Source organism: Thalassotalea euphylliae, assembly GCF_042682785.1.
Classification (GTDB): Bacteria; Pseudomonadota; Gammaproteobacteria; order Enterobacterales; family Alteromonadaceae; genus Thalassotalea_F; species Thalassotalea_F euphylliae.
In genome coordinates, this window is record NZ_JBHUIB010000003.1 from 391,115 (window position 1) to 413,909 (window position 22,795).

At 43.4% G+C, this 22,795-nt stretch carries 21 protein-coding genes; 14 read left to right on the top strand and 7 right to left on the bottom strand.

The window, feature by feature from the left end:
* Genes hisH through hisG form a run of 5 tightly spaced genes read right to left on the bottom strand, consistent with a single transcriptional unit; the run spans position 1 to position 5,106 of the window.
* Positions 1 to 609 (bottom strand): imidazole glycerol phosphate synthase subunit HisH, encoded by a 609-nt coding sequence (hisH, locus tag ACFSJY_RS09000; RefSeq protein WP_386033435.1) that lies wholly within the window; start codon positions 607 to 609, stop codon positions 1 to 3.
* Complete coding sequence (gene hisB / locus ACFSJY_RS09005; protein WP_386033437.1) at positions 609 to 1,676, bottom strand: bifunctional histidinol-phosphatase/imidazoleglycerol-phosphate dehydratase HisB; 1,068 nt, start codon at positions 1,674 to 1,676, stop codon at positions 609 to 611. The genes hisH and hisB overlap by 1 nt, the downstream gene beginning before the upstream one ends.
* Positions 1,676 to 2,821, bottom strand: coding sequence for a histidinol-phosphate transaminase (gene hisC, locus ACFSJY_RS09010; protein WP_386033439.1), 1,146 nt, complete (start codon positions 2,819 to 2,821; stop codon positions 1,676 to 1,678). Before hisC ends, hisB begins: the two co-directional genes overlap by 1 nt.
* Entirely contained in the window at positions 2,821 to 4,170 is a 1,350-nt protein-coding gene (gene hisD, locus ACFSJY_RS09015) for a histidinol dehydrogenase (protein ID WP_386033441.1), read from the bottom strand. The genes hisC and hisD overlap by 1 nt, the downstream gene beginning before the upstream one ends.
* A 39-nt stretch (positions 4,171 to 4,209) precedes the next feature.
* Complete coding sequence (hisG, locus tag ACFSJY_RS09020) at positions 4,210 to 5,106, bottom strand: ATP phosphoribosyltransferase (protein WP_386033443.1); 897 nt, start codon at positions 5,104 to 5,106, stop codon at positions 4,210 to 4,212.
* A 554-nt stretch (positions 5,107 to 5,660) separates the two neighbouring features.
* Between hisG and ACFSJY_RS09025 the strand changes: the two genes are divergently transcribed.
* From ACFSJY_RS09025 to fadD, 7 genes are all read left to right on the top strand, one after another.
* Positions 5,661 to 5,960: a hypothetical protein gene (locus tag ACFSJY_RS09025; RefSeq protein WP_386033445.1), complete on the top strand. Its 300-nt coding sequence runs from the start codon at positions 5,661 to 5,663 to the stop codon at positions 5,958 to 5,960.
* Between the two features lie 52 nt (positions 5,961 to 6,012).
* Positions 6,013 to 7,938, top strand: coding sequence for an ATP-dependent DNA helicase (locus ACFSJY_RS09030; protein ID WP_386033447.1), 1,926 nt, complete (start codon positions 6,013 to 6,015; stop codon positions 7,936 to 7,938).
* A 2-nt stretch (positions 7,939 to 7,940) separates the two neighbouring features.
* Positions 7,941 to 8,633, top strand: a complete 693-nt coding sequence (tsaB, locus tag ACFSJY_RS09035; protein WP_386033449.1) for a tRNA (adenosine(37)-N6)-threonylcarbamoyltransferase complex dimerization subunit type 1 TsaB — start codon at positions 7,941 to 7,943, stop codon at positions 8,631 to 8,633.
* 32 nt (positions 8,634 to 8,665) lie between these two features.
* Positions 8,666 to 8,998 carry a hypothetical protein gene (locus ACFSJY_RS09040; protein WP_386033451.1) on the top strand — a complete coding sequence of 111 codons (333 nt, stop codon included), beginning with the start codon at positions 8,666 to 8,668 and terminating at the stop codon, positions 8,996 to 8,998.
* 22 nt (positions 8,999 to 9,020) lie between these two features.
* Positions 9,021 to 9,686 (top strand): M50 family metallopeptidase, encoded by a 666-nt coding sequence (locus tag ACFSJY_RS09045; RefSeq protein WP_386033453.1) that lies wholly within the window; start codon positions 9,021 to 9,023, stop codon positions 9,684 to 9,686.
* Position 9,687: 1 nt separating this feature from the next.
* Positions 9,688 to 10,545 (top strand): alpha/beta fold hydrolase, encoded by an 858-nt coding sequence (locus ACFSJY_RS09050; RefSeq protein ID WP_386033455.1) that lies wholly within the window; start codon positions 9,688 to 9,690, stop codon positions 10,543 to 10,545.
* Between the two features lie 182 nt (positions 10,546 to 10,727).
* Positions 10,728 to 12,383 (top strand): long-chain-fatty-acid--CoA ligase FadD, encoded by a 1,656-nt coding sequence (gene fadD / locus ACFSJY_RS09055; RefSeq protein WP_386033457.1) that lies wholly within the window; start codon positions 10,728 to 10,730, stop codon positions 12,381 to 12,383.
* A gap of 75 nt (positions 12,384 to 12,458) precedes the next feature.
* On the opposite strand, the gene ACFSJY_RS09060 is transcribed toward fadD, so the two are convergent.
* Positions 12,459 to 13,205 (bottom strand): YciK family oxidoreductase, encoded by a 747-nt coding sequence (locus ACFSJY_RS09060; RefSeq protein WP_386033459.1) that lies wholly within the window; start codon positions 13,203 to 13,205, stop codon positions 12,459 to 12,461.
* A gap of 251 nt (positions 13,206 to 13,456) precedes the next feature.
* On the opposite strand from ACFSJY_RS09060, the gene ACFSJY_RS09065 reads away from it, so the two are divergent.
* The 3 genes from ACFSJY_RS09065 (at position 13,457) to ACFSJY_RS09075 (ending at position 17,737) form a co-directional block, all read left to right on the top strand.
* On the top strand, positions 13,457 to 15,880 hold the full coding sequence (locus tag ACFSJY_RS09065; protein WP_386033461.1) for a VolA/Pla-1 family phospholipase: 2,424 nt from the start codon (positions 13,457 to 13,459) through the stop codon (positions 15,878 to 15,880).
* 126 nt (positions 15,881 to 16,006) lie between these two features.
* Positions 16,007 to 17,050 (top strand): protease SohB, encoded by a 1,044-nt coding sequence (gene sohB / locus ACFSJY_RS09070; RefSeq protein ID WP_386034997.1) that lies wholly within the window; start codon positions 16,007 to 16,009, stop codon positions 17,048 to 17,050.
* Positions 17,051 to 17,053: 3 nt separating this feature from the next.
* Positions 17,054 to 17,737 (top strand): class I SAM-dependent methyltransferase, encoded by a 684-nt coding sequence (locus ACFSJY_RS09075; RefSeq protein WP_386033463.1) that lies wholly within the window; start codon positions 17,054 to 17,056, stop codon positions 17,735 to 17,737.
* 23 nt (positions 17,738 to 17,760) lie between these two features.
* Here the strand turns inward: ACFSJY_RS09075 and ACFSJY_RS09080 are convergent, their stop codons facing one another.
* Positions 17,761 to 19,068 (bottom strand): Na+/H+ antiporter NhaC family protein, encoded by a 1,308-nt coding sequence (locus ACFSJY_RS09080; RefSeq protein ID WP_386033465.1) that lies wholly within the window; start codon positions 19,066 to 19,068, stop codon positions 17,761 to 17,763.
* Positions 19,069 to 19,327: 259 nt separating this feature from the next.
* Between ACFSJY_RS09080 and ACFSJY_RS09085 the strand changes: the two genes are divergently transcribed.
* From ACFSJY_RS09085 to carA, 4 genes are all read left to right on the top strand, one after another.
* Complete coding sequence (locus tag ACFSJY_RS09085; protein ID WP_386033467.1) at positions 19,328 to 19,948, top strand: FKBP-type peptidyl-prolyl cis-trans isomerase; 621 nt, start codon at positions 19,328 to 19,330, stop codon at positions 19,946 to 19,948.
* Positions 19,949 to 20,145: 197 nt separating this feature from the next.
* Positions 20,146 to 20,574: a hypothetical protein gene (locus ACFSJY_RS09090; protein ID WP_386033469.1), complete on the top strand. Its 429-nt coding sequence runs from the start codon at positions 20,146 to 20,148 to the stop codon at positions 20,572 to 20,574.
* Positions 20,575 to 20,577: 3 nt separating this feature from the next.
* Positions 20,578 to 21,381 carry a 4-hydroxy-tetrahydrodipicolinate reductase gene (gene dapB, locus ACFSJY_RS09095; protein ID WP_386033471.1) on the top strand — a complete coding sequence of 268 codons (804 nt, stop codon included), beginning with the start codon at positions 20,578 to 20,580 and terminating at the stop codon, positions 21,379 to 21,381.
* Positions 21,382 to 21,650: 269 nt separating this feature from the next.
* Positions 21,651 to 22,778 (top strand): glutamine-hydrolyzing carbamoyl-phosphate synthase small subunit, encoded by a 1,128-nt coding sequence (gene carA / locus ACFSJY_RS09100; RefSeq protein WP_386033473.1) that lies wholly within the window; start codon positions 21,651 to 21,653, stop codon positions 22,776 to 22,778.
* Positions 22,779 to 22,795 lie beyond the last annotated feature (17 nt).

Consider the following 22,795-nt stretch of genomic DNA (forward strand, 5'->3'; position numbering starts at 1 on the left):
TTACATCTCCAAAAAGTTTTTAATAATCTTGCTACCATTTTCACCTGAGCGCTCAGGATGGAACTGGCAGCCGATAAAGTTGTCTTTCACGATAGCTGCTGAAAACTCATTGCCGTATTCACAACTTGCCGCGGTATATTCGCTTACAGGCGCTGCAAAGCTATGAACAAAATAAAAATAATCACCTACGCTAACACCCTTAAATACGGGGTGTTCAATGACACTTGTCAACGTATTCCAGCCCATATGAGGCAACCTTAATTCTTTTGCTTCAAGTGGTTTTACTGAGGTAGGCACAACATTCAAACAATCAATAAGGTCTGTGTTGTTGCCAACAGAGCTTTCTAAAGAGTCTCGACACATTAGCTGCATGCCTAGGCAAAAGCCAAGCACGGGCTGAGTAAGCGATTGAATGCACTCAACGAGTCCTTTTTCTTGGATGTTTTGCATTGCATGCTTAGCATTGCCGACACCCGGTAGTATCACCTTGTCTGCTGCTTTGATGCGTGCAATATCATCGGTAATATCTGCTTCAAAGCCGAGTCGTTTTATAGCGAACTTAACGGACGATAGGTTGGCACAACCTGTATCTACAATTACATTAGCCATTAAAGTGCACCTTTCGAGCTAGGTAAATCATTGCCTTGCACGGCAATCGCTTGACGAAGTGCACGGCCGAATACTTTGAAGAGACTTTCTACTTGGTGGTGGCAGTTGCCTTCGGTTGTCGACAAGTGCAGGGTGATAGCCATGCTGTCGGCAAGTGAGCGGAAAAAGTGCGAGACCATTTGTGTCGACATGGTACCAACGCGGCTGTCGGTAAAATTGGCATCGAATTCAAGCCAAGGTCGACCTGATAAATCTATCGCGCATTCTGCGCGACACTCGTCCATCGGCAGCACAAAACCAAAACGTCCGATACCACGCTTATCACCAAGCGCTTGTTTTAGGGCACTCCCTAAGGCTAGTGCGGTATCTTCAACACTGTGGTGCTCATCAATGTGGTAATCACCCTCTACGCTCACGTTCAGTGAAAAACCGCCGTGTGTAGATATCTGTTCAAGCATGTGATCAAAAAAGCCCAAACCTGTGTTGATGCTACTACCTGTTTTATCAAGGTTTACATCAATGGTGATGTCTGTTTCTTTTGTTGTTCTTGTAACTGATGCAGTACGAGGGTTTGTCAGTAACTGCTCAGCAATATTGTTCCAGTTCTTGTCTTCACGGTTATACTTGATGCCTTGAATGCCCATATTGGCAGCGAGCTGCATGTCTGTTTCTCGATCGCCAATGACATAAGAATTAGCAAAGTTCACTTTGCCTTGCTGCAAGTAGTCTGATACCAAGCCAAGCTTTGGTTTGCGGCAGCTACAATTGTCTTCTTCAAAGTGTGGACACAAAAGTACTTCATCAAAAGTTATACCTTGCGACGTAAACAAGTCCATCATTTTGTTGTGTGGCAAATCAAAATCAGCTTGAGGGTAGCTGTCTGTGCCCAAGCCGTCCTGGTTAGATACCATCACAAGACGATATCCTTTTTCTTGAAACGCCAATAAAACGGGAATGACATTAGGTTCAAATACCAACTTTTCCAGCGTATCTACTTGATAGTCAACAGGCGGTTCTTCAATTAATGTACCGTCGCGGTCAATAAATAATATATTCTGTGCTGTCATTAGTTGGCTTCTCCTACTACTGTGTTATTTGTATTGCCACTTCTTAATGTTGTTACTAAACCCGTTATAGACGTTTTTAACGTTTCCATCTCACTTTGATTGCCGATACTTACTCTAAGGCAGTTGTTGAGTTGTAACTGTTTAGACTGGTCACGAATTAAAATACCTTGTTGTTTTAATCCATCAAAAATTTCATTCTTTAATGTTGTTCTAAACAACACAAAGTTGGCATCCGTTGCATAGACGTCTTCTACCCAATCTTGCTCATTGAGCCAGTCAATGAATTGCGCTCGCAGTGCATTTGTTTCTTTTACACGTGCTTTCATAATGTTTAAGTTATCACCGGTTAACGCTTGACTCGCAATTTCTGCAACAGGGGCTGAGATAGGGTAAGGCGCAATGACTTTACTTAGCAGTGTAATGATTTCACTCGATGCCAGCGTAAAGCCGCAACGTAAACCGGCAAGCGCAAATGCTTTGGACAAGGTGCGTAGCACCACTAAATTCGGGTAGTCGCCTAACCAACTTTGTACGGAGTCTTGTGGTGAAAATTCGATGTATGCTTCATCAACAACCACAACTGCCTTATCTTGCGCAGCATCGAGTACCGCTTTAATTTGTGCTTTCGGAAGTAAATTCCCAGTTGGGTTACCAGGAGAACACAAAAAGACGACATTGACTTGGTCAAGCTCTGAAACAATACCATCAACGTCTAGCGTGTTATTTATTAGCGGTACTTTTACAATACCCGCGCCATGGTTTTCGGCGCTAATGGCATACATGCCATAGGTTGGTGGGCAAATTAAGATGCTGTCACGATACGCTTTACAAAAGGTGCGGATGATAAGTTCTATACCCTCATCAGCACCGCGAGTTGCCAATAGTTGTTCTGTTGGTAAACCCGTATATTCACTGTATGCGCTTAGCAGGTTGTCAGGCTGAAAGTCAGGATAGCGGTTGATGCAATCGGCACTGAGGTTATATTCGCCTTGGCCTGATGCTTCATTAGCGTTTAACCAAATTTTGTCATTAAATGCACTTTGTCCACTTGCATCACCATCTGCTTTTTGAAGGCGTCTAGCGGACTGATAAGGCACCATGTCGATAAGCTCTTCGCGAGCAATGTTATTGATAGACGCAGACATTATGCATCGCCTCCATTTTTTGTACCTGAATCTGCCAATCGAATAGTAACTGCTTTCTGGTGAGCCATCAGGCCCTCTGCGTCAGTCAATTCGATAATAGCTGGCGCTAGATTGGTTAAACCTTGCTTTGTTATTTGCTGCACGGTGTATCGGCGCGAAAAGTCGGCCAGAGATAAGCTACTGACGACTTTTGAGTAGCCGTATGTTGGTAACACGTGGTTGGTGCCGCTCGCATAATCACCAGCAGATTCTGGTGTGTAGGCACCAAGGAAAATAGAACCCGCGTTACGAAGTTGGCCTACTAATGAATTAGGGTTCTCTGTTTGGACTATCAGGTGTTCCGGGCCATATTGGTTTGATACATCAACCGCCATAGTAATGTCGTCGGTGAGAATTAAACGACTTTTTGATAGTGCTGCTCGCGCAATATCGGCACGAGGTAACGCTTCTAGTTGTTTTTCCAAAGCGACGCGTACGTTATCTATCAACGCGCTCGAATCAGAGAGTAAAACAACCTGACTGTCTTCACCGTGCTCAGCTTGCGAAAGCAAATCGGCAGCAACAAAGTCGGCATTGGCGTCGATGTCAGCAATAACAAGGACTTCAGAAGGACCTGCTGGCATGTCGATAGCAAAGCCTGGGATCTTTTGGGAAAGTTGCTTTTTAGCCTCTGTCACAAAGCGATTGCCTGGACCAAACACCTTGTTCACTGGTGCAATTGTCTCGGTACCAACGGCAAGCGCTGCAACTGCCTGAGCGCCACCAACAGCATAAATTTCGTCGATACCACATAGTTTGGCTGCGGCAAGCACTTCTGGCGCAATATCACCGTTTTTGTCTGGTGGAGATACCAACACTTTGCGAGGGCAATTCGCGATTTCAGCTGGAACACCCAGCATCAGTACCGTTGACGGCAATGGTGCTGTGCCTGCAGGGATGTAAAGCCCTACCGCTTCAATTGCTTCTGTTTTCAAAATACAGGTGACGCCAGGGCTCGTTTCAACGACAACATCGTTTTGTACTTGAGCTTCGTGGAATCGCTTAATTTGTCCATAAGCCGTTTCAAGGGCTGCTAAACGTGTCGATGACAAACTGTTAATGGCTGCCTCGACTTGCGCCTCAGTGACGCGCAATGAGGCTAATCGAATGCCATCAAAACGCTCTGTAAGATTAATCAGTGCAGCATCACCTTGTTCAACCACTTGATTGATAATGTTGTCTACCTGCGTTTCCAATAAACCACTTTCTGCAATCGCTGGACGTGCTAGCGCATTTAGTTGCTCTTGCTCTGAAAGTGCTGACCAAGTAGTTGTAGGTAATAAACTACGTGCCTGGTTGGATGTATTCATGTCGTTTTGCTCTCTATCTTTAGACATTGCTTGTGCGCATTAACCCATCATTTTTTCTATCGGCATGACAAGAATAGAGTCACAACCGAGTGCCTTTAGTTTTTCCATGGTTTCCCAGAAAAACGTTTCGGTAGCCACGACATGAACGGCTACTAAATCATCTCGACCTGCTAAGGGGAGCACTGTAGGGGTTTCTTTACCCGGCATAAGGTTACTGACTTCAGCCAATTTGTCTTTTGGTGCGTGCAGCATGATGTACTTACTTTCTTTTGCTTTCATGACACCCTGGATACGAGGCAGTAGCGTATCCAAAATCGCTTGTTTCTCAGGCGCAAGTTCCACACCTTGAATTAACGACGCCTTTGAACGGTAGATAACTTCAACTTCTTTAAGACCATTGGCTTCTAGGGTGGCACCTGTTGAGACAAGATCACAAATACCGTCGGCTAATCCAACGCGAGGTGCAACTTCTACCGACCCCTTCAAGAGACAGAAGTCAACATTGATACCGTTTTCTTGTGCAAAACGCTTTAAAAGTTGTGGGTAGGTGGTAGCAAAACGCAAGCCATTCAATGAATCTAAACCGGTGTATTCAAATTCTTCTGGCATAGCAAGTGATAAACGACAGCCGCCAAAATTGAGACCTGTTGTTTTTTCGTAAGCAGAGTTTTGGCCAAGGAGTTCGCGCTCCAACGCAGTCTCTTCTAGGGTATTGTCACCCACAATACCTAAATCACATACGCCATCCATGACAAGGCCGGGAATGTCACTCGAACGAACTCGCATAATGTCAATTGGCATGTTGGTAACATGCGCGAGTAAACGCCTATCAGCAACGTTCAGTTTTAAACCGCAACGCTTTAGCAGTGATTGCGTTTCATCGCTAAGGCGACCTGACTTTTGCATAGCGATGCGTAAGCGAGTTTCTGTAGTCATTTTCCCATTTCCTATGTGTATAAATTTAAGCGTGTAAATTAAATTGTTAAAAATAAAACTCTTAAACGTAAAAAACCCCGAGAGAGTTTGACTCTTTCGGGGTTTTTAGGAATTTTGTTCTAATTCGCTTACCGCTGAAAGAGCCATAGCCCCTCAGCGAATAAACCTGAGCGGCTAATCCGTATGATGATGGTGATGGATAGTGCTCAAGTTAAAACACATTTACGTTTGTCCTAATAATCAATTCTGTTCAAGTTTTGCTGACGCCAACGTTTCTTTCTGTTGTTTTTGTTTGTACGTCAATTGCTAATTACCATACTGGCTAAATAATGTTAGCGCAACCCTTAAATATGATTCTTTTATGACAAAAAATAGTTTTATATGACAATTAACGCTAAGCCAGTCAAATTAAACTTATAACGTGGTGTGCCGATATAAAGAAAATAGTGTTGCGCTATACTTATCATAGATGCACCAAGTTCTGGCATTAAGGCTCAAACAGTTTATTTGTTCTCGTTCGATTTAATTGAAAGGGCAAATGATGAGAGGTAAACATGGATATTTTTACAACGCAGCTCACGAGGGTCGTACCGAATAAGGTAGAACCGAGTAAGTTAAAGGTAAAAAATGTAACTAAAGAATCTTCGCTTAAGGCGATGGATGAAGAACATGAGCACCTTGATGAGCATGAAAAAAATACCGTTACCCATCAACATGCCGAAAAGCAGTATCAACAACATAATGCGCCTGACAGTACCAAAGAAGAAGATATTGAAGAGCAACTAGAACAAGTTAATCGAAGTATGGAAGGCGAAGAAGAAATACCCAAAAAACACCTGGATATTTTTGTTTAATCTTCATTGCTAATCGCTATAATACGTGGCTCGAAACGACAGCAGCTCACGTATGACATCTACACACAACGCCTTTTCATCAAATGGGATTTTAGCACAAGCCATTGATGGTTTCTCGCCGCGTCAGGCTCAGTTAGATATGGCGATGGCGGTTGAAAGTGCGATTGAAAAGCAAGAGACGTTAATTGTTGAAGCGGGCACAGGGACGGGTAAAACCTTCGCGTATTTAATTCCTGCATTACTTTCGGAAAAGAAAGTGATAATTTCAACGGGTACCAAAACGCTGCAAGAGCAGTTGTTTCATAAAGATTTACCTTTGATCAAGAAAGCGCTCAAAACAAGTGCCCAAATGGCGCTGTTAAAAGGGCGAGCCAATTACCTTTGTCTATATCGACTCGAGCAGTTTCAACATACTCGGGGTGTATTGGATGCCCAAGGTCTAGCAGACTTTGTTAACGTTAGAAAGTGGGCAAACGCGACTCAAGCGGGCGACATTGGCGAACTAGATACTATTCCAGAAGACTCAACTGTTTTCCCGCATATTACCAGTACAGTGGACAACTGTCTGGCTCGCGACTGTCCTCACATTGAGGATTGCTACTTAGTAAAAGCGAGACAGCGAGCAATTGACGCGGATGTTGTTGTTGTCAATCATCATTTGTTTTTTGCGGATATGGCACTCAAAGATACTGGCTTTGGCGAGTTGATACCTAAAGCGGATGTGGTTGTCTTTGACGAAGCTCACCAAATTTCGGATATTGCGAGTGAATATTTCGGTGATTCATTTTCAACGCGGCAAGTGTTAGAACTTTGCAGTGATGTTATTCAAGCCTACAAAACAACCGTGACTGATGTGAAGCAACTTGGCAAGGCTGCTGAAAAACTTGAACGTACTTGCCAAGACTTTCGGTTGCTTTTTGCTCATGATCCTGAGCGTGGTAACTGGCGAGAGAAAGTTTCATTGCCACGTATCAAGCAAGCGTTTGAGCATATTAAAACGGACTTAGATTTTTTATATCAAGTTTTAAAACTCAATGTTTCTCGTAATGAATTGGTAGATAACTGCTTTGAACGTGCGGTTAGTTTGCTTGGAAAATATGACATTGTTGCCAACGTAGAGGCATACGAAGTCAGTCTTTGGTATGAAACGACCAGACGCCATATTGTGCTTCATCAAACGCCTTTATCAATTGCAGATAAATTTAGTCAGGTGGTTCAAGACTCCGGTGCTGGTTGGATATTTACCAGTGCGACACTTGCCGTAAACAATGGCTTTGAGCACTTTGCCCGACCTTTAGGGTTAAACACAGAGCATACGTTGATGTTAGATAGTCCTTTTGATTATCTCACGCAGTCTCAACTTATTGTACCGCGTTATTTGCCTGAAGCTAATGATGCAAAGCGCCCACAGGCACTGGCTGACTTAGCCATTCCTCTGATCAAAGCGTCAGGCGGTGCTTGTTTTATGTTGTTTACCAGCTATCGTGTCATGAACCTAGTCGCGGAACTCCTAGAGGATGCCATTCCAAACCGTCTACTAGTTCAGGGGCAGATGGCGAAGCGTAATTTATTGCAAGCCTTTGTTGAGGAGCCAGAAGCGGTGCTATTAGCAACATCAAGTTTTTGGGAAGGAGTTGATGTTAGGGGAGATAAGCTAACGTGTGTTATTATCGATAAGCTACCTTTTGCGTCACCCGATGATCCGTTGTTACAAGCACGGAGCGAGGACGCAAGGCGCCAAGGAAAAGATCCATTTGCTGATATCCAACTTCCACAGGCAGTCATTGCCTTGAAACAAGGGGTTGGGCGGTTGATACGTGATGTCCAAGACAAAGGTGTGTTGGTTATCTGTGACAATCGTTTAGTAAATCGCCCTTATGGGCAAGTGTTTTTGAAAAGTTTGCCAGATATGCGTCGCAGCAGAGATACAGACTCAGCGACCCAGTTTTTGGCGCACTTACACAGTGAGACGAAGTAGTAGTGAAATTATTAGCCATTGATGCCTCAACAGAAGCATGTTCTGTTGCGATCCAACTCGATAACGAAATTTTCAGTGACTTTCAATTGTGCCCGCAGTCGCATAGTGTGGTATTGCTGCCAATGGTCGACAAATTACTGCATCAAGCGGACTGCAAGTTAACGGATTTTGATGTACTAGTTTATGGCAGGGGACCTGGCAGTTTTACAGGGGTTCGTATTGGTATAGGTGTCGCTCAAGGATTAGCATTTGCTGCAGATTTACCAACAGTAGGTATATCAACAATGCAGGCTATGGCGCAGCAAGCGTTTGAAGTTGAACATCAGCACGATGTTAGTGTCGCTATCGATGCCCGCATGTCAGAAGTCTACTGCGCAAATTACGAGCTAGCAGAGTCGGGTATTATGACGTTGCGAGGTGAGGAACGTGTTATGCCGCCGCAAGCATTTGCTGAGCATCTAGGCGAGGGCACCAATGTTTACGGTGCTGGTACTGGCTGGCAGTCATACCAAGAGCAACTCGCTGGGTTGGCAAGTAATAGTGAGGACATTACTATTTTATATCCTCATGCTAAGTATATGCTCGGGTGTGCTCGACGCCATGTGGCAGATGGTGATACTCAACCTGCAGAACTGGCACAGCCTGTTTACGTGCGAGATACTGTGTCGTGGAAAAAGCTGCCGGGCCGAGAATAGCTAGGTACACAAATATTTGCTAGATTAATAAGATGCAAGTTAATAACAGCAACCTGTCGACTCAGGTCATTTCAAATCAGCAGCAGGTTACTCCGCAACAGCAAAATCAGCAAGTTGCGGAGCGCGAACGTCTGCAAAATGATCAACAAAACAGTCGAGAACAGCAACGTGTTAACCGCATATCAATAGATCAAAATGCTATTGCAGTGCTTGATCGCGATAGAGAAGCACAACAACGCAATAACACGACCTATGACGCACCTTCACAACGAAATAGTCGCGCTATTGGTGCATATCAAACTGTCGACAACCTTGAGCGAAAAGATAGTGTCCAGCAACTGCTAGGTGTCGACATTTACGCTTAACACGCATCTTAAAAGGATTTTCATGACAGTCACTAGGTCACCATCCTTTTGGAATAAACACCAATTTTGGCTCGTTCTTTTAGCTGCCGCCATCATCAGAGAAGTTCCGTTTTTGTCGCTTCCATTTAACTGGTTTGAAAGCTTTTTCCACGAAATAAGCCACGGCTTTGCTGCCATTCTCACTGGCGGGAAAATTATTCGCATAGAGTTGATGTTAAATGGTGCTGGTTTGTGTACGACATTAGGTGGTATCCGTTTTTTTACAGCATTTGCTGGATATGCCGGGGCAGCACTCTGGGGGTACCTTATTTTCCAGTTGGCATCATACAACGCTAAGCTGACCAAAACAGTTATTGCGCTATTACTTGTCCTGATAACGGTTTGTTTAGTTTTATGGACTCGTGATTTATTTACTCTCGTTATTTTACTCGTATTGGCAACGGTATTACTCGCCAAGTTGAGGTTTGCGACTAGTCGATGGTTAAATAGATTAGTGCAATTGCTGGGGTTGACGATATTGCTGAATGCTGTGATTAGCCCGCTATATCTCGTTGATGGTCATGCTCGAGGAGATGGAGCGACTCTGGCCAACTTAACTCTAATCCCCGAACTTGCTTGGGTTGCTATTTGGATGGCGATCGGATTACTCTTCCTGTACGCGTTAGCTAAACAACATTCCCGATATTAGCATGCTACAAGTAGACGAAATTTGTTATGAAATTGGTGACTTAACACTGCATGGAGTAGCCTGCGGCGACCCACATTTACCACCTGTGTTGCTGTTGCATGGGTGGCTAGATAATGCCGCAAGTTTCTTACCGTTACTACCTGAACTCAAGCCTGGTCGATATATTGCGATAGACTGGCCAGGACATGGTTTTTCCTCACATCGTAGTAGTGATGCTCATTATCACTTTATTGATTGGGTATATGATTTACTGAAACTGTTCGAGCACAATCAGTGGCAGCAGATTGACATTATTGGCCATTCTATGGGGGGAATGATTGCGTCGGCATTTGCTGCTGCATTTCCTGAAAAAGTGCGCTCTCTTGCGTTGATAGACTCAATTGGCTTAGTGGCAGGTGAGGCAGAAAGTACGACAACACAGCTCAGAAAAGGCTTACTTAGTCGTATCAGTAACCAAAGCAAACAAAAAAACCGGCACCCTAACTTGGCGTCTGCAATCAAAGCCCGTGTCGCTGTATCAGATCTAACCTTGGAGGCTGCGACATTGATAGTAAAGCGAGGCATTATGCAGCAGGGCTCTGATTTTATCTGGCGATCTGATAGTCGGCTCAGAAACACGTCACCTTACCGTCTTACATTAGCTCAGGCAAAGCAGTTAATGGCTGACGTGACGAGTCCTGTTTGTGTAATTCGTGGTGAAAAAGGTTATGACATGGTGAAGCAAGGCATCGATGTATTTTCTAGCGTGATAACCGACATAACTATTCACGAATTGCCAGGCGGTCATCACCTACATATGGAGCATCCGGGCGCTGTCGCGGCGAAAATCCACGACTTTTGGTTAAGCCTTAACCGTTAGTGCAACAAAACACTAGGATTTTTATTCAAAATATGAAACTATGCGGAACTTTCGAGTAAAAGCTCGGAGGTCTGACATCTAGTGTTTTGACCCGATTTAACAGTGGCGTTATCAATTGAGGTTGATAATACTATTAAAATTACAATAGCCACGAGTGTCACGTTTAGAAAGAGGAGAGGATGGTGGAAAAAATTTGGCTTGAGAAAAGTTACCCTCCAGGAGTTCCACACGACATTGACCCCGATAAGTACGCATCTATTGATCAGATGTTCGATAAATACGTAAAGGTTTATGCTGACCGCACCGCATTTATCAATATGGGGGCTGAAATCAGCTACCGAGAACTGGAATCTCAGGCAACTGCATTTGCTGCCTATCTTCAAAAGGACCTAGGGCTTAAAAAGGGCGATAAGTTCGCTATTATGGTGCCAAATACATTGCAATACCCTATTGCTTTATTTGGTGCACTGAAAGCAGGTTTAACAGTGGTTAATGTTAACCCACTATATACCGCTCGCGAGTTGGAACATCAGTTAAATGACTCTGGCACAAAAGCGATGTTGATTGTCGAAAATTTCGCACATACGTTGCAAGAGGTTGTTGCTAACACCCCGGTTGAAAATGTCATTTTGACTAGTCTGGGTGATCAGCTTGGCGGAGTAAAAGGGGCGTTAGTCAACTTTGTTGTTAAGTACATCAAAAAAATGGTACCTAGCTTTCAGTTGGCAAATACTATTAAATTCAATCAAGTGCTTTCAAAGGGTGCTAGTTTGACGTTTGACCCTGTCGAAATTAAAGGCGAAGACTTAGCGTTCTTACAATACACCGGTGGTACAACCGGCGTATCAAAAGGTGCCATGCTGACTCATCGCAATATGGTAGCAAACCTTGAACAAGCAAAAGCTGCTATTCGCCCAATGTTGAACGAAGGTGAAGAGTTAGTGGTAACAGCGTTACCGCTTTATCATATCTTTGCGTTAACAGCGAATTGCCTAACGTTCATGACGCTGGGCGGAACAAACCTACTTATTACCAACCCGCGCGATATGCCAAATTTTGTCAAGGAGTTAGCAAAGTATCCTTTCACGGCGATTACTGGTGTAAACACATTGTTCAATGGTTTATTGAACACGCCAGGTTTTGCCAACTTGGACTTCTCTACGCTTAAATTAACGCTAGGTGGCGGTATGGCGGTTCAACAGCCAGTTGCTGAGCGTTGGCAAGACTTGACGAAAACGCGTCTTTTAGAAGGTTATGGCCTAACTGAGTGTTCGCCAATGGTATCAATGAGTCCATATAACCTCGACGGTTATGACGGTACTATTGGTGTTCCAGCTGCGTCAACGAATGTGAAAATTATTCGTGAAGATGGCAGCCAAGCAGATATTGGTGAAGCGGGGGAAATGTGTGTTAAAGGCCCACAGGTCATGAAAGGCTACTACAACCGCCAAGAAGCGACTGACGAGATATTAAAAGATGGTTGGCTTGCTACGGGTGACATTGCCGAAATGGATGAACGTGGTTTCTTCAAAATTGTTGATCGTAAGAAAGACATGATTATCGTCTCAGGGTTTAATGTATTCCCTAACGAAATTGAAGAAGTAGCGATGATGCATGAAGGCATTGTTGAGGCAGCTGCTGTAGGTGTACCGCACGAAGTTAGCGGAGAAATTATCAAGCTATTCGTTGTTAAAAAAGATGATTCGTTAACGCAGAAGAATATCATTGAGCATTGTGGGAAGCATTTAACTAACTACAAAGTACCAAAACTTATCGAATTCAGAGACGAGTTGCCGAAGACTAACGTCGGTAAAATATTACGTCGAGAGCTTAGATAAGCTCGAACGAAGTAAGATAAAAAAGCCAGCGATTAGTCGCTGGCTTTTTTGTTATTGAAAGAGTGCTTTTAATGGCTATTTTCGTTGCGGTTGCGCTTTTATAGTTTGTCCATTGATCTCTTTACTATCGTCAGACATCAAATAGACATATAACGGCATTATCTGCTCAGGTGTTGCAACAGTTGCAGGGTCTTCTGCTGGGTAGGCTGTTGCGCGCATTGGTGTTTTTGTGCCACCCGGATTTATCGCGTTTGTGCGCAAACCGGTATCTTCATACTCATCAGCGATGAGTTCCATCATGCTCTCAGTCGCAAATTTAGACATACTGTAAGGTCCCCAATATGCACGGCCCTTATTACCTACACCAGAAGAGGTGAAAACAAGCGAGCCTTTTGATTCGACAAGAGCAGGGATCAACGCTTGTGAGATGAGCATTTGGGCTTTTACGTTTACTTGCATTACATCGTCAAACGTTTGCTCATGTATGGTAGTAAAAGGCGTTAACTCACCTAATATTGATGCGTTGAGTAGTGCACCATCAAGTTTTCCAAACTGATCGACAATCGTATTTACCAAGTCAATATAGTTTTGCTTGGTTGCACCTTTCATATCTAGAGGAACGATAGCTGGCTCAGGGTGACCTGCTTCAACAATTTCGTCATATACTTTTTCTAGCTTGTCAACGGTGCGGCCCAGCAAGATTACGGTAGCCCCTAATTGCGCGTAGGTTTTGGCAGCTTGCTTGCCTATACCATCTCCTGCGCCTGTGACTAAAATAACTTTATTATGAAGGCTGTTTTCTTTGATTTCGTAATCGAACATTAGTAACCGATTCAATAGTTTCTTTTGCGTGGCGCAATTTTACTCTGCTCTGAAAGCAGTGACGAGTATTAATTATCAAAATTCATACTATTTATGGAAATAAGTCCATGAAATCTAAAAAAGCGCTAGCACTTGACCCCATCTTGGGGTAAGTTTAACTGGTCTAACTAGTTAACTTGGTCGTGTTACACGGCAAAGAAAATAACAGTTTTAAATATAAAAATAAGTAGACTAGTCTCTGGGGAGATATAATGAAAAAGCTAGTTCTTTGTATGGCGATCGCAGGTGCACTCGGATTAAGTGGCTGTGACGATGAAACCATAAAAGATGTTGAAAAAGACGTTGCTGAGAACGGACCAGTAACTACACCAACATCACGTGTTATTTTTGATCCAACAAATGGCGTTCTTTCAGTACCAAATGACTTACTTTTCCAAGGTACAACAGACGGCACTCTTAATTTTCCTGTTGACGACCCAACAGACTTCTCTGACCCTCTAGTTGCTGCAAGCGCGCTAGATGGCTGGTCAACGGTTCAGCCTTTCGTTTTAGATATTGATTTGCCAGAAGGCGTTAGTCTTGACGGTAATACAGTATTCAACCCTGCGTCTGTGCGCGTTTTTGAAACCGAATTTGGTGGTCCAACAGCTGCTTCTGAAGACTGCGCAACGTTACCTTCTGGTATCGCTTGTCGCGTTGTTGAAGAGCTAACATTTGGGTCTGACTTTGTCGCTCAAAAATCGGGTAACAGCATTGCAGTTGTTCCGTTGAAACCACTCAAAGCGAAAACCTCTTATATTGTTGTGTTGACGGACTCGTTGGCCGATGACCGCGGTAAAGCGATTGCGGGCTCTACAACATACGAGCTAGTGCAACAAGACGTGAATACTAAGCCTCTTGGCTCAGAAGCACAGTTGGCACTTCAATCAACAGTAAATAGTTACGAAGCAGCGGTTGCTGCTGCAGGTGTAGATCAATCTACGATTATTTACACGATGGCAATGACAACCCAGTCAACTATTGATGCATTAGGTACGTTGAAACAAGTGATGGCACAAAATGCTCAGCTTGGTAACGTACCAACTATTGGTATTGCTGACACATCTATCTCAGTATACGAAGCGCTTTTATCACAAGGTATTTCTATTCCAGCTGAACTAGAGTTCGTTTATCGCTCTGCAAATTACATGCAAGGCTCTATTACCTTGCCATACTACTTGGGTACGCCAAGTGCTGAAAACCCATTAGCACCGGTGAATGATTGGTGGAAAGCACAGTGTGATTCAGCGGTCATGTTAGCTGGTTTAGCTGCACAAAACCCTGAAGCTATTCCTTCTGATCCAGTAAGTGAATCAGACGCGTTGTGTATGGCGTTATCTGCAGCTGCCGGTTTACCAGCTCCTGGCTTGCGTGACCTAAGTGCTGCGTTCCCGCTAGATACAGAGCGTAACATCACTAAGTTTAATCCGTTACCTGCTAAACGTGCAGATATGAGCCTAACGGTTCAAGTAACAACCCCAGACTTAACGTATGCTAATGCTGTACGACCAGCATTTGGTTTACCAGCAGACTTAGTTGAGCCTGAAGGCGGTTGGCCAGTAGCTATTCTTCAACACGGCATTACGTCTAAGAAAGAAGATATGTTAGCAATTACTGGTATCTTATCTGTGATGGGTATTGCAACTGCTGCCATTGACCATCCAATTCACGGTAGTCGTGGTTTTGATTTAGATGGCGATGGTGTTGACGAACTAAATGCATCGACAGTTTCAGCTACTCACTACATGAACCTGGCGAATTTATTGACGACACGTGACAACCTTCGTCAAAGTACGATTGATACGCTTGGTTTGCGTTTTGGTCTAAACTTCGCTGGCGGTGTTGATGCTGGCGGTAACCCTATCAGCCTGAATGGCTCTCAAGTTTACTTCTTGGGTCACTCTTTAGGTGCTATCAGTGGTATCAATACAGTTGCAATGGCAAATGCACCATTAGACCCTGCAGTAGACGGTTTATTCAGAGTATCTGCAGCGTCATTAGGTATGCCGGGTGTCGGTGTTGCTAACCTACTAATGGAATCTCCTTCATTTGGTGGTTTGATCAAAGCAAACCTAACGTTGTCAGTTTCTGAAGAGTTCCAGGCCTTTGTTGCTCAAATGTATCCAGAAGGTCCGACAGAAGCTGAGTTAGTGGCAGCCTACAATCAATTCTATGCGTTACTAACGCCAGAACAGCAAGCTGAACTAGAAGGTTCATTTGCACAATTTACCTTTGCTGCGCAGTCAGTAACTGATGCTGGTGACCCAGCAAACTACGCTGGTATCATGGCAGCAACGCAAACGGCAACTCATTTGATTGAAGTCGTTGGTAATGGAATGGACAACTTGTCTGACCAAGTTATCCCTAATGTCGTGTCGACTTCACCACTTTCGGGTACGGAAGCTGCTATTGCGCTTCTTGGTTTACCTGGCGTAAGCGAAACAACGCCAGGATCAGGTGCGGTGCGTTTCGTAAATGGTCATCATAGCTCATTGCTTGACCCATCAGCACGCCCTGAGTCACCAGACCCACTGGCAAGTGCTGCAGCGACTCAAGAAATGCAATCTCAAGTAGCTACTTTCTTCGCTACAATGGGACAGCTGATTTCGGTAACTAACACTGACGTTGTTCAGTAAAAGTAATAAAAAATACACATAGATATAAAAAGCTCCCAATCGGGAGCTTTTTTTTTATGTGTTTACCCTTATATAGTGTTACAAAGGCATGAATGCCAAAGCGTTTACTACTCATTGGAGATGATGTTGGAATTTTTATACGAATACGGTTTGTTTCTCGCAAAAGCGATTACCTTTGTCGTGGCTGTAATTGCCATAGTGGCTGTAGTCGCTGGTGAAGCAATGAAACAGAAGGGCAAAAAGGGTCACCTTGAGATTGACGACTTATCAGAGCACTTTGAAGATGTAGAGCAAGAAATTGTACATGCATTGCTAAGCAAGGATGAGTTGAAAGAAAAAGAAAAAGCTGACAAAAAAGCGGAAAAGGAAAAGGCTAAAGCAGCTAAAAAACAAAAAGACGACGATAAGCCTCAAGAAAAGCCTCGTTTATTTGTCTTAGACTTTAATGGCAGCATAGATGCAAAAGAAGTTGCTGGCTTACGAGAAGAAGTATCTGCGGTACTTTCTGTTGCCACTCCAGCGGATGAAGTATTCATTCGATTGGAAAGTGGTGGCGGTATGGTGCATGGCTATGGCCTAGCATCATCTCAGTTAGATAGAATTCGCCAGAAAGAAATACCGCTAACCATTGCCGTCGACAAAGTAGCGGCAAGCGGTGGTTACATGATGGCCTGTGTGGCAAATAAAATTATTGCGGCACCGTTTTCTATTCTTGGCTCTATTGGTGTTCTTGCCCAAGTTCCCAATTTCAACAAACTGTTGAAAAAGAATGATATTGAATTTGAGCAACTTACAGCGGGCGAGTATAAGCGCACATTAACTATGTTTGGTGAAAACACTGACAAAGGGCGTGAAAAGTTCGTAGAGGAACTAGAAGAAACGCATCAATTGTTTAAAGACTTTGTTGGCGAGCGACGTCCATCATTAGATATGGATAAAGTTGCAACAGGTGAACATTGGTTCGGTACTAAAGCGCTCGAATTAGGTTTGGTTGATAAAATACAAACGAGTGATGATTATCTGTATGAAGCAGCGAAAACTCGAAAAGTTATTGCCTTGAAGTTTGAGACAAAAAAAGGCTTAGCTGAAAAACTTTCTAAAGCTGCGTCTTTGTCTTTCGACAGTATTTTGGGCAAATTGATGCAGCGTAATCGCGTATTCCCGGAGTAGTCGTTGGAAGCTGCATTTTGGCATGGGGTCTGGGAAAGAAACACGATAGGTTTCCACCAGGACTCCATTCATCCATTTTTATCTGGTGCCCTTGAAAAGCACTTACTGCAAGATAAGATAGCTAGGAAGTCTAAGTCAGATTTACAGCGCGCGGTGTTTGTTCCTTTGTGCGGGAAGTCCCTTGATATGTTTTGGTGGGCAGAGCGCGCAAAAGTGGTCGGTAATGAACTGAGCGGTATTGCTTGTCGCGATTTCTTTACTGAACAATCACTTGATTATACCTCTCATCAAGCAGGTAAGTTTACCGTATATTCCTATGAAGAAATCACGCTATATCAGGGTGATTTCTTTTCATTGAAAGCTGATGAGCTTCCCTCGTTCACCTACATTTATGACAGAGCAGCATTGATTGCTCTTCCAGAAGCAATGCAACAAGCTTATTGCGATCATTTGTCGTCATTTATTGAGGATGGAACGACGTTATATTTAATCAGTGTGGAGTTCCCAGAAGAAGAGCTCAAAGGGCCGCCATTTCCGATAGTTTCAAAAGATGTAGAGTCGCTATTTAGTGGTTTTGATATAGAATTAGTTGCGGAACGCGATGTACCTAACAAGCAGTTTGCGAGAAGGACTTTCGATGTCAGCTTTTTGAAAGAAAAGCTTTATGCAATAAAAAAGGCGCTTTAAGCGCCTTTTTTATATAGACATAATCACTTAGTTATCTTCCAAAACGCAATCAGCGCAGCGAAAAACAATATCATTGGATAAAAAGCAAATACGACAACACTTGCCGGTGAAATGCCAATCGTGGCCCCTAACAACAACGCTTGTGCACCATATGGTAAAAGGCCTTGGTTTATACATGCGAATATATCAAGCAAACTTGCGGACTCTGCTGGTGTTAGTTTGCCATCGGTAGCAAGATCTTTTGCGGTTTCACCGGTCACGATTATCGATACGGTGTTATTCGCTGTGAAAAAGTTGGCGCTAAATGCCAGAGAAGCGATACCTAGCCCAGCAGCACGTTTAGGGTTGTTCGGGCTTAAACGGCTTGCGGTTGCTTTAATTTTTGCTGTCAACGCTGCCAAGCCACCTTGCTGGCGAACCAATTCGCTTAAACCACCAATAAATAGCGCGAGAATGAACACATCCTGCACGTTGGAAAAACCTTTGTTAATGTCAGTCACTAGGGCTGTCATCTCGTAACCGTTTGTGATTAAACCAACAAAAGCCGCTAATAAAATACCGACCAATAGCACAACGAAAACGTTAATACCATACAAGGCAAGCCCTAAAATTACGATGTAAGGTAAGAGCCCAATAACGTCTATATCTTTTTCTGCTTGGTAGTCCGCGCTGCCGCCCAACAACGAAAAAATAACCAAAGATAGAATAGCTGCTGGCAGTGCAAACTTAAAGTTTACTCTGAATTTGTCTTTCATGTGTGCGCCTTGGCTACGGGTAGAGGCGATAGTTGTATCTGAAATAATCGATAAGTTGTCGCCGAAAATTGCGCCTGAAAGAATAGAGCCTGCTACAAGAGCAGGGCTTAAACCGGCAGTTTCGATAAAGCCAGCAGCAATAGGCGCTATTGCGGCAATGGTGCCAACAGATGTACCCATTGCTGTTGACAGAAAAGCAGCGACAATAAATAAGCCTGGGATAATTAAATACTCGGGGAGTATAGCTAGCCCAAGTTGGACACTAGCATCTACGCTGCCCGTTGCTTTCGCTACCACGGCAAAAGCGCCGGCTAGCAAGTAAATCAGACACATCGTAATGATATTGTTATGACCAGCACCAGCGATAAATTGTTGCACTTGCTCGTTGATGCTTGATTTCCCCATTGCAATAGCAACAACGATTGCAGGAATGATAGCTACAGATGCGGGTAGCTGGTAAAAAGCAAACTCTACGCCTTGTAAAGATAGGACAATACCTGTGCCAAGGAATAGCACCAAAAATACACCAAAAGGGATAAGACTTTTGAGCTGAGGTGCAGATGCGTTGTTAACCATGTGTTCTCTCAGTTTCTTGTTGTTATGGTGTTGTTATAACACCCAAACATAAAAATCGATAGTGATTGGCGGCATTATAAGGGGTTAATTAAAAGTGTCAATCTAGATGTTTAGATGGCTAAACTGGGTTGAAAAATTGCACAATAATCAATGAAGCGACTCTGCAGAAAGAAATACAAGTCAGTACAACTAACTACTACTTAATCGGTTGAGTCTATGCTATTCTTGCCGCCAATTTTTTAATCGAAAAGATAAGCTAATGTCAGATAACAAATTTGAATCTATCGAACAACGTGTAAGCTACGGTGTAGGTCGTCAACTAGGTGACCAGCTTCGCAATAACCCTTTTAAAGACTTCGACGTAACGGCTGTTCAAGCTGGTTTAGCAGACGCACTTGCAGGTGCTGCTAGTCAAGTTAACGATCAAGAGTTAAACGAAGCATTTGCAGTAGTGTCTAAGAAACTTCAAGAAGAAGAGCAAGCAGCAGCGAAAGTAAAAGCGGCTGAAGGCGAAGAGTTCTTAGCTAAGAATGCTGAACGTGAAGAAGTAACAGTTACAGAATCTGGCTTACAGTACGAAATTATTACGGATGCTGAAGGCGACAAGCCAACTGCGGCGTCTACTGTTCGCACACACTACCACGGTACATTCATCAATGGCGACGTTTTTGACAGTTCATACGATCGTGGACAACCTGCAGAATTCCCTGTTGGCGGAGTTATCGCTGGTTGGACTGAAGCGCTACAGTTAATGAGCGTGGGTGCAAAATGGCGTTTATACATTCCTTACAACCTAGCGTATGGCGAGCGTGGCTCACAGGGTGCTATCCCTCCGTACTCTGCGTTAGTATTTGATGTTGAGTTACTAGACATCCTTTAAATAAAAAAGCCGGGTTTTCCCGGCTTTTTTGTGCTTATAGCATAGAACTCTAGCACGTAGCTTTAGCGGTGCTATAAATAAAAATTGTGAAGCTTAGCGAACATGTTCGTTAAACCATAAAGTCGCATTGCTTCATTCGTTTTAGCCGCAACTGCTCGGCTAGCATTAAGAATATTGAAACTAGTTAAGGGGATTACTTGCAAACCGAATTAGCGGTATTGTTCAGTCAATACATCAAAGCTTTCGCCCAATGCTCTATGGCGGGCGTCAAATCTTGCTATCAAATACCTTGTGTTATGTCGACACCCGAAAAACTCTTGCTGCTAAACAATGAGAAAAGTTTTGAACAAGAATTCGAACAAATATTTTCGATGGTGAGAAGCGCTAAGCTGACAGCGTTTAAAGTAAGCGCCGCGAGTTTTGAGGAAATTAATGAAAATACAGCGTTAGTTGCAATCGATTGGGAGTTTATTGATAGCACTAATAACGTTTTTGCACAGTTTACGGCAATTTATCATTTAACAAATTCGCCAAGCGGTTTTAAAATCTTCAACGTCATTTCTCATGACGTACCGCAAGGAAATTCCTTGAATAATCCGCTAAAAATAACAATGGAGCAGGCATAACCAATGACAATTAAAGTCGCTATTTTAGGCTGTAGTGGCCGTATGGGAAGAAACTTAATTCAGGCTGCGCACGAGCATGAGCAGATAGAGCTTGTTGGTGGCACGGTAAGGCCAAGTTCTTCGTTTGTGAACTTTGATTTGGGTGAACTTGCTGGAATTGGCGCTATTGGAATTAAAACGCAAACAACAATAGACGCAGTTGAGCATGCTGATGTGTTAATCGACTTTACCAGCATTGAGTCTACACTCGAAAACCTTGCGTGGTGTAAAGCACGTAACAAAGCAATAGTTATCGGCACGACAGGATTTAGTGACGAACAGGTTAATGAAATAACAAATGCAGGGCAGTCAGCACCAGTTTTGTTAGCACCGAATACTAGTGTAGGCGTCAATTTATTGTTCAAGTTGCTAGAAATTACCGCAAAAGCAATTGGCGACTATACTGATATAGAAATTTTTGAAGCGCATCACCGCTTTAAGAAAGATGCTCCGTCAGGCACTGCAGTAAAAATGGGACAAGTTATTGCTGAAACCTTAGGCAGAGACTTAAACGAATGTGCTGTTTATGGTCGTGAAGGGATTACAGAAGAGCGTGATCCTAAAACAATCGGTTTTGCAACTGTCAGAGCAGGGGATGTGGTTGGAGAACATACGGCATTCTTTGCAGATTTGGGCGAAAGACTCGAAATCACCCATAAAGCCAGTTCGAGGATGACATTTGCGTTGGGAGCAATGCGCGCAGCGCTATGGCTAGCAAGCGCTGAAAACGGGTATTACGATATGCAAGATGTGCTTGGCTTAAAGTAAAAAGGTAAGGCTTATTGTCATAAAATACGAATAAGTAAAATTAGAAAAGGTACACTTTTGGCCGTTTAGTTAAGAAAAGGAATTAAACAGCTAATTTTCTATGATTTTACTAGACGTAAGATGAGAATGGGCGTAGAATGCGCGGAATTTGTCAAAAATTTGCATTTGCAAGCCAAAAGACGGATTACAGACCAATTTTCGCGCTTAATGAATTTGGCTAAAAATCAGCCAAAAATTGTTGAGTTTATTTTCTTCTTTCGGAGGTTAAATTGACTAAATCTGCCATTTTGGTGCTCGAAGACGGCACTATATTTAACGGCACCGCCATTGGTGCAGAAGGTGTAGCAGTTGGTGAAGTGGTGTTCAACACTTCAATGACCGGTTACCAAGAAATCCTTACTGATCCTTCCTACGCAGAACAAATAGTTACCCTCACTTATCCCCACATTGGCAATACTGGTACTAATAAAGAAGACGAAGAGTCTAGCACCATTTGGGCAAAAGGCTTGGTGATTCGTGACTTACCATTATTGGCAAGTAATTTTAGAAATGAAGAAAATTTGAGCGACTATCTAAAGCGCAATAACATTTTAGGTATTGCTGATATTGATACGCGTAAGCTGACGCGTATTTTACGTGAAAAAGGTGCTCAAAACGGCTGTATCTTAGCAGGCGACAACATTGATGAAGCCAAGGCTCTAGCTGAAGCAAAGGGGTTCCCAGGCTTAAAGGGAATGGACCTTGCAAAAGTTGTTTCAACAAAAGAACAATATGAGTGGACAGAAGGCAGTTGGCAGCTAGGCAAAGGCCATGTAACACCAGAAAACTTCGACTTTCACGTAGTTGCTTACGATTTCGGTGCGAAGCACAATATTTTACGTATGTTAGTGGATCGTGGCTGTAAGCTAACTGTAGTACCTGCGCAAACGCCTGCCGCTGATGTACTCGCCATGAACCCTGACGGGATTTTCCTTTCAAATGGTCCTGGTGACCCAGAACCATGTGATTACGCTATTGCTGCAATTCAATCATTTCTAGAAACTGATATTCCAGTGTTTGGTATTTGTTTAGGACACCAACTTCTCGGCTTAGCAAGTGGCGCTAAGACAATAAAAATGAAGTTTGGTCACCATGGTGGTAACCACCCGGTTAAAGATATTGACCGTGATGTTGTGATGATCACAGCACAGAACCATGGTTTTGCTGTTGATGAAAACAATATGTCTGACAATTTACGTGTGACACATACTTCGTTATTCGACGGCACTATCCAAGGTATTCATCGTACAGACAAGCCAGCATTCAGCTTCCAAGGTCACCCTGAAGCAAGCCCTGGTCCACATGACGCTGCGCCGTTATTTGACCACTTCATCGATTTAATAAAAGCATCTAAATAAGGTTAGGAGAGAAAAAC

What these genes read in the sequence shown, in the direction of transcription:
- ACFSJY_RS09025 (WP_386033445.1), top strand. Translation starts at nt 5,661, where the DNA reads ATGGATATTTTTACAACGCAGCTCACGAGGGTCGTACCGAATAAGGTA.
- hisB (WP_386033437.1), bottom strand. Translation starts at nt 1,676, where the DNA reads ATGACAGCACAGAATATATTATTTATTGACCGCGACGGTACATTAATT.
- hisD (WP_386033441.1), bottom strand. Translation starts at nt 4,170, where the DNA reads ATGAATACATCCAACCAGGCACGTAGTTTATTACCTACAACTACTTGG.
- dapB (WP_386033471.1), top strand. Translation starts at nt 20,578, where the DNA reads ATGACAATTAAAGTCGCTATTTTAGGCTGTAGTGGCCGTATGGGAAGA.
- ACFSJY_RS09050 (WP_386033455.1), top strand. Translation starts at nt 9,688, where the DNA reads ATGCTACAAGTAGACGAAATTTGTTATGAAATTGGTGACTTAACACTG.
- ACFSJY_RS09040 (WP_386033451.1), top strand. Translation starts at nt 8,666, where the DNA reads ATGCAAGTTAATAACAGCAACCTGTCGACTCAGGTCATTTCAAATCAG.
- hisC (WP_386033439.1), bottom strand. Translation starts at nt 2,821, where the DNA reads ATGTCTGCGTCTATCAATAACATTGCTCGCGAAGAGCTTATCGACATG.
- ACFSJY_RS09060 (WP_386033459.1), bottom strand. Translation starts at nt 13,205, where the DNA reads ATGTTCGATTACGAAATCAAAGAAAACAGCCTTCATAATAAAGTTATT.
- hisH (WP_386033435.1), bottom strand. Translation starts at nt 609, where the DNA reads ATGGCTAATGTAATTGTAGATACAGGTTGTGCCAACCTATCGTCCGTT.
- ACFSJY_RS09085 (WP_386033467.1), top strand. Translation starts at nt 19,328, where the DNA reads ATGTCAGATAACAAATTTGAATCTATCGAACAACGTGTAAGCTACGGT.
- ACFSJY_RS09045 (WP_386033453.1), top strand. Translation starts at nt 9,021, where the DNA reads ATGACAGTCACTAGGTCACCATCCTTTTGGAATAAACACCAATTTTGG.
- ACFSJY_RS09030 (WP_386033447.1), top strand. Translation starts at nt 6,013, where the DNA reads ATGACATCTACACACAACGCCTTTTCATCAAATGGGATTTTAGCACAA.
- ACFSJY_RS09065 (WP_386033461.1), top strand. Translation starts at nt 13,457, where the DNA reads ATGAAAAAGCTAGTTCTTTGTATGGCGATCGCAGGTGCACTCGGATTA.
- ACFSJY_RS09080 (WP_386033465.1), bottom strand. Translation starts at nt 19,068, where the DNA reads ATGGTTAACAACGCATCTGCACCTCAGCTCAAAAGTCTTATCCCTTTT.
- hisG (WP_386033443.1), bottom strand. Translation starts at nt 5,106, where the DNA reads ATGACTACAGAAACTCGCTTACGCATCGCTATGCAAAAGTCAGGTCGC.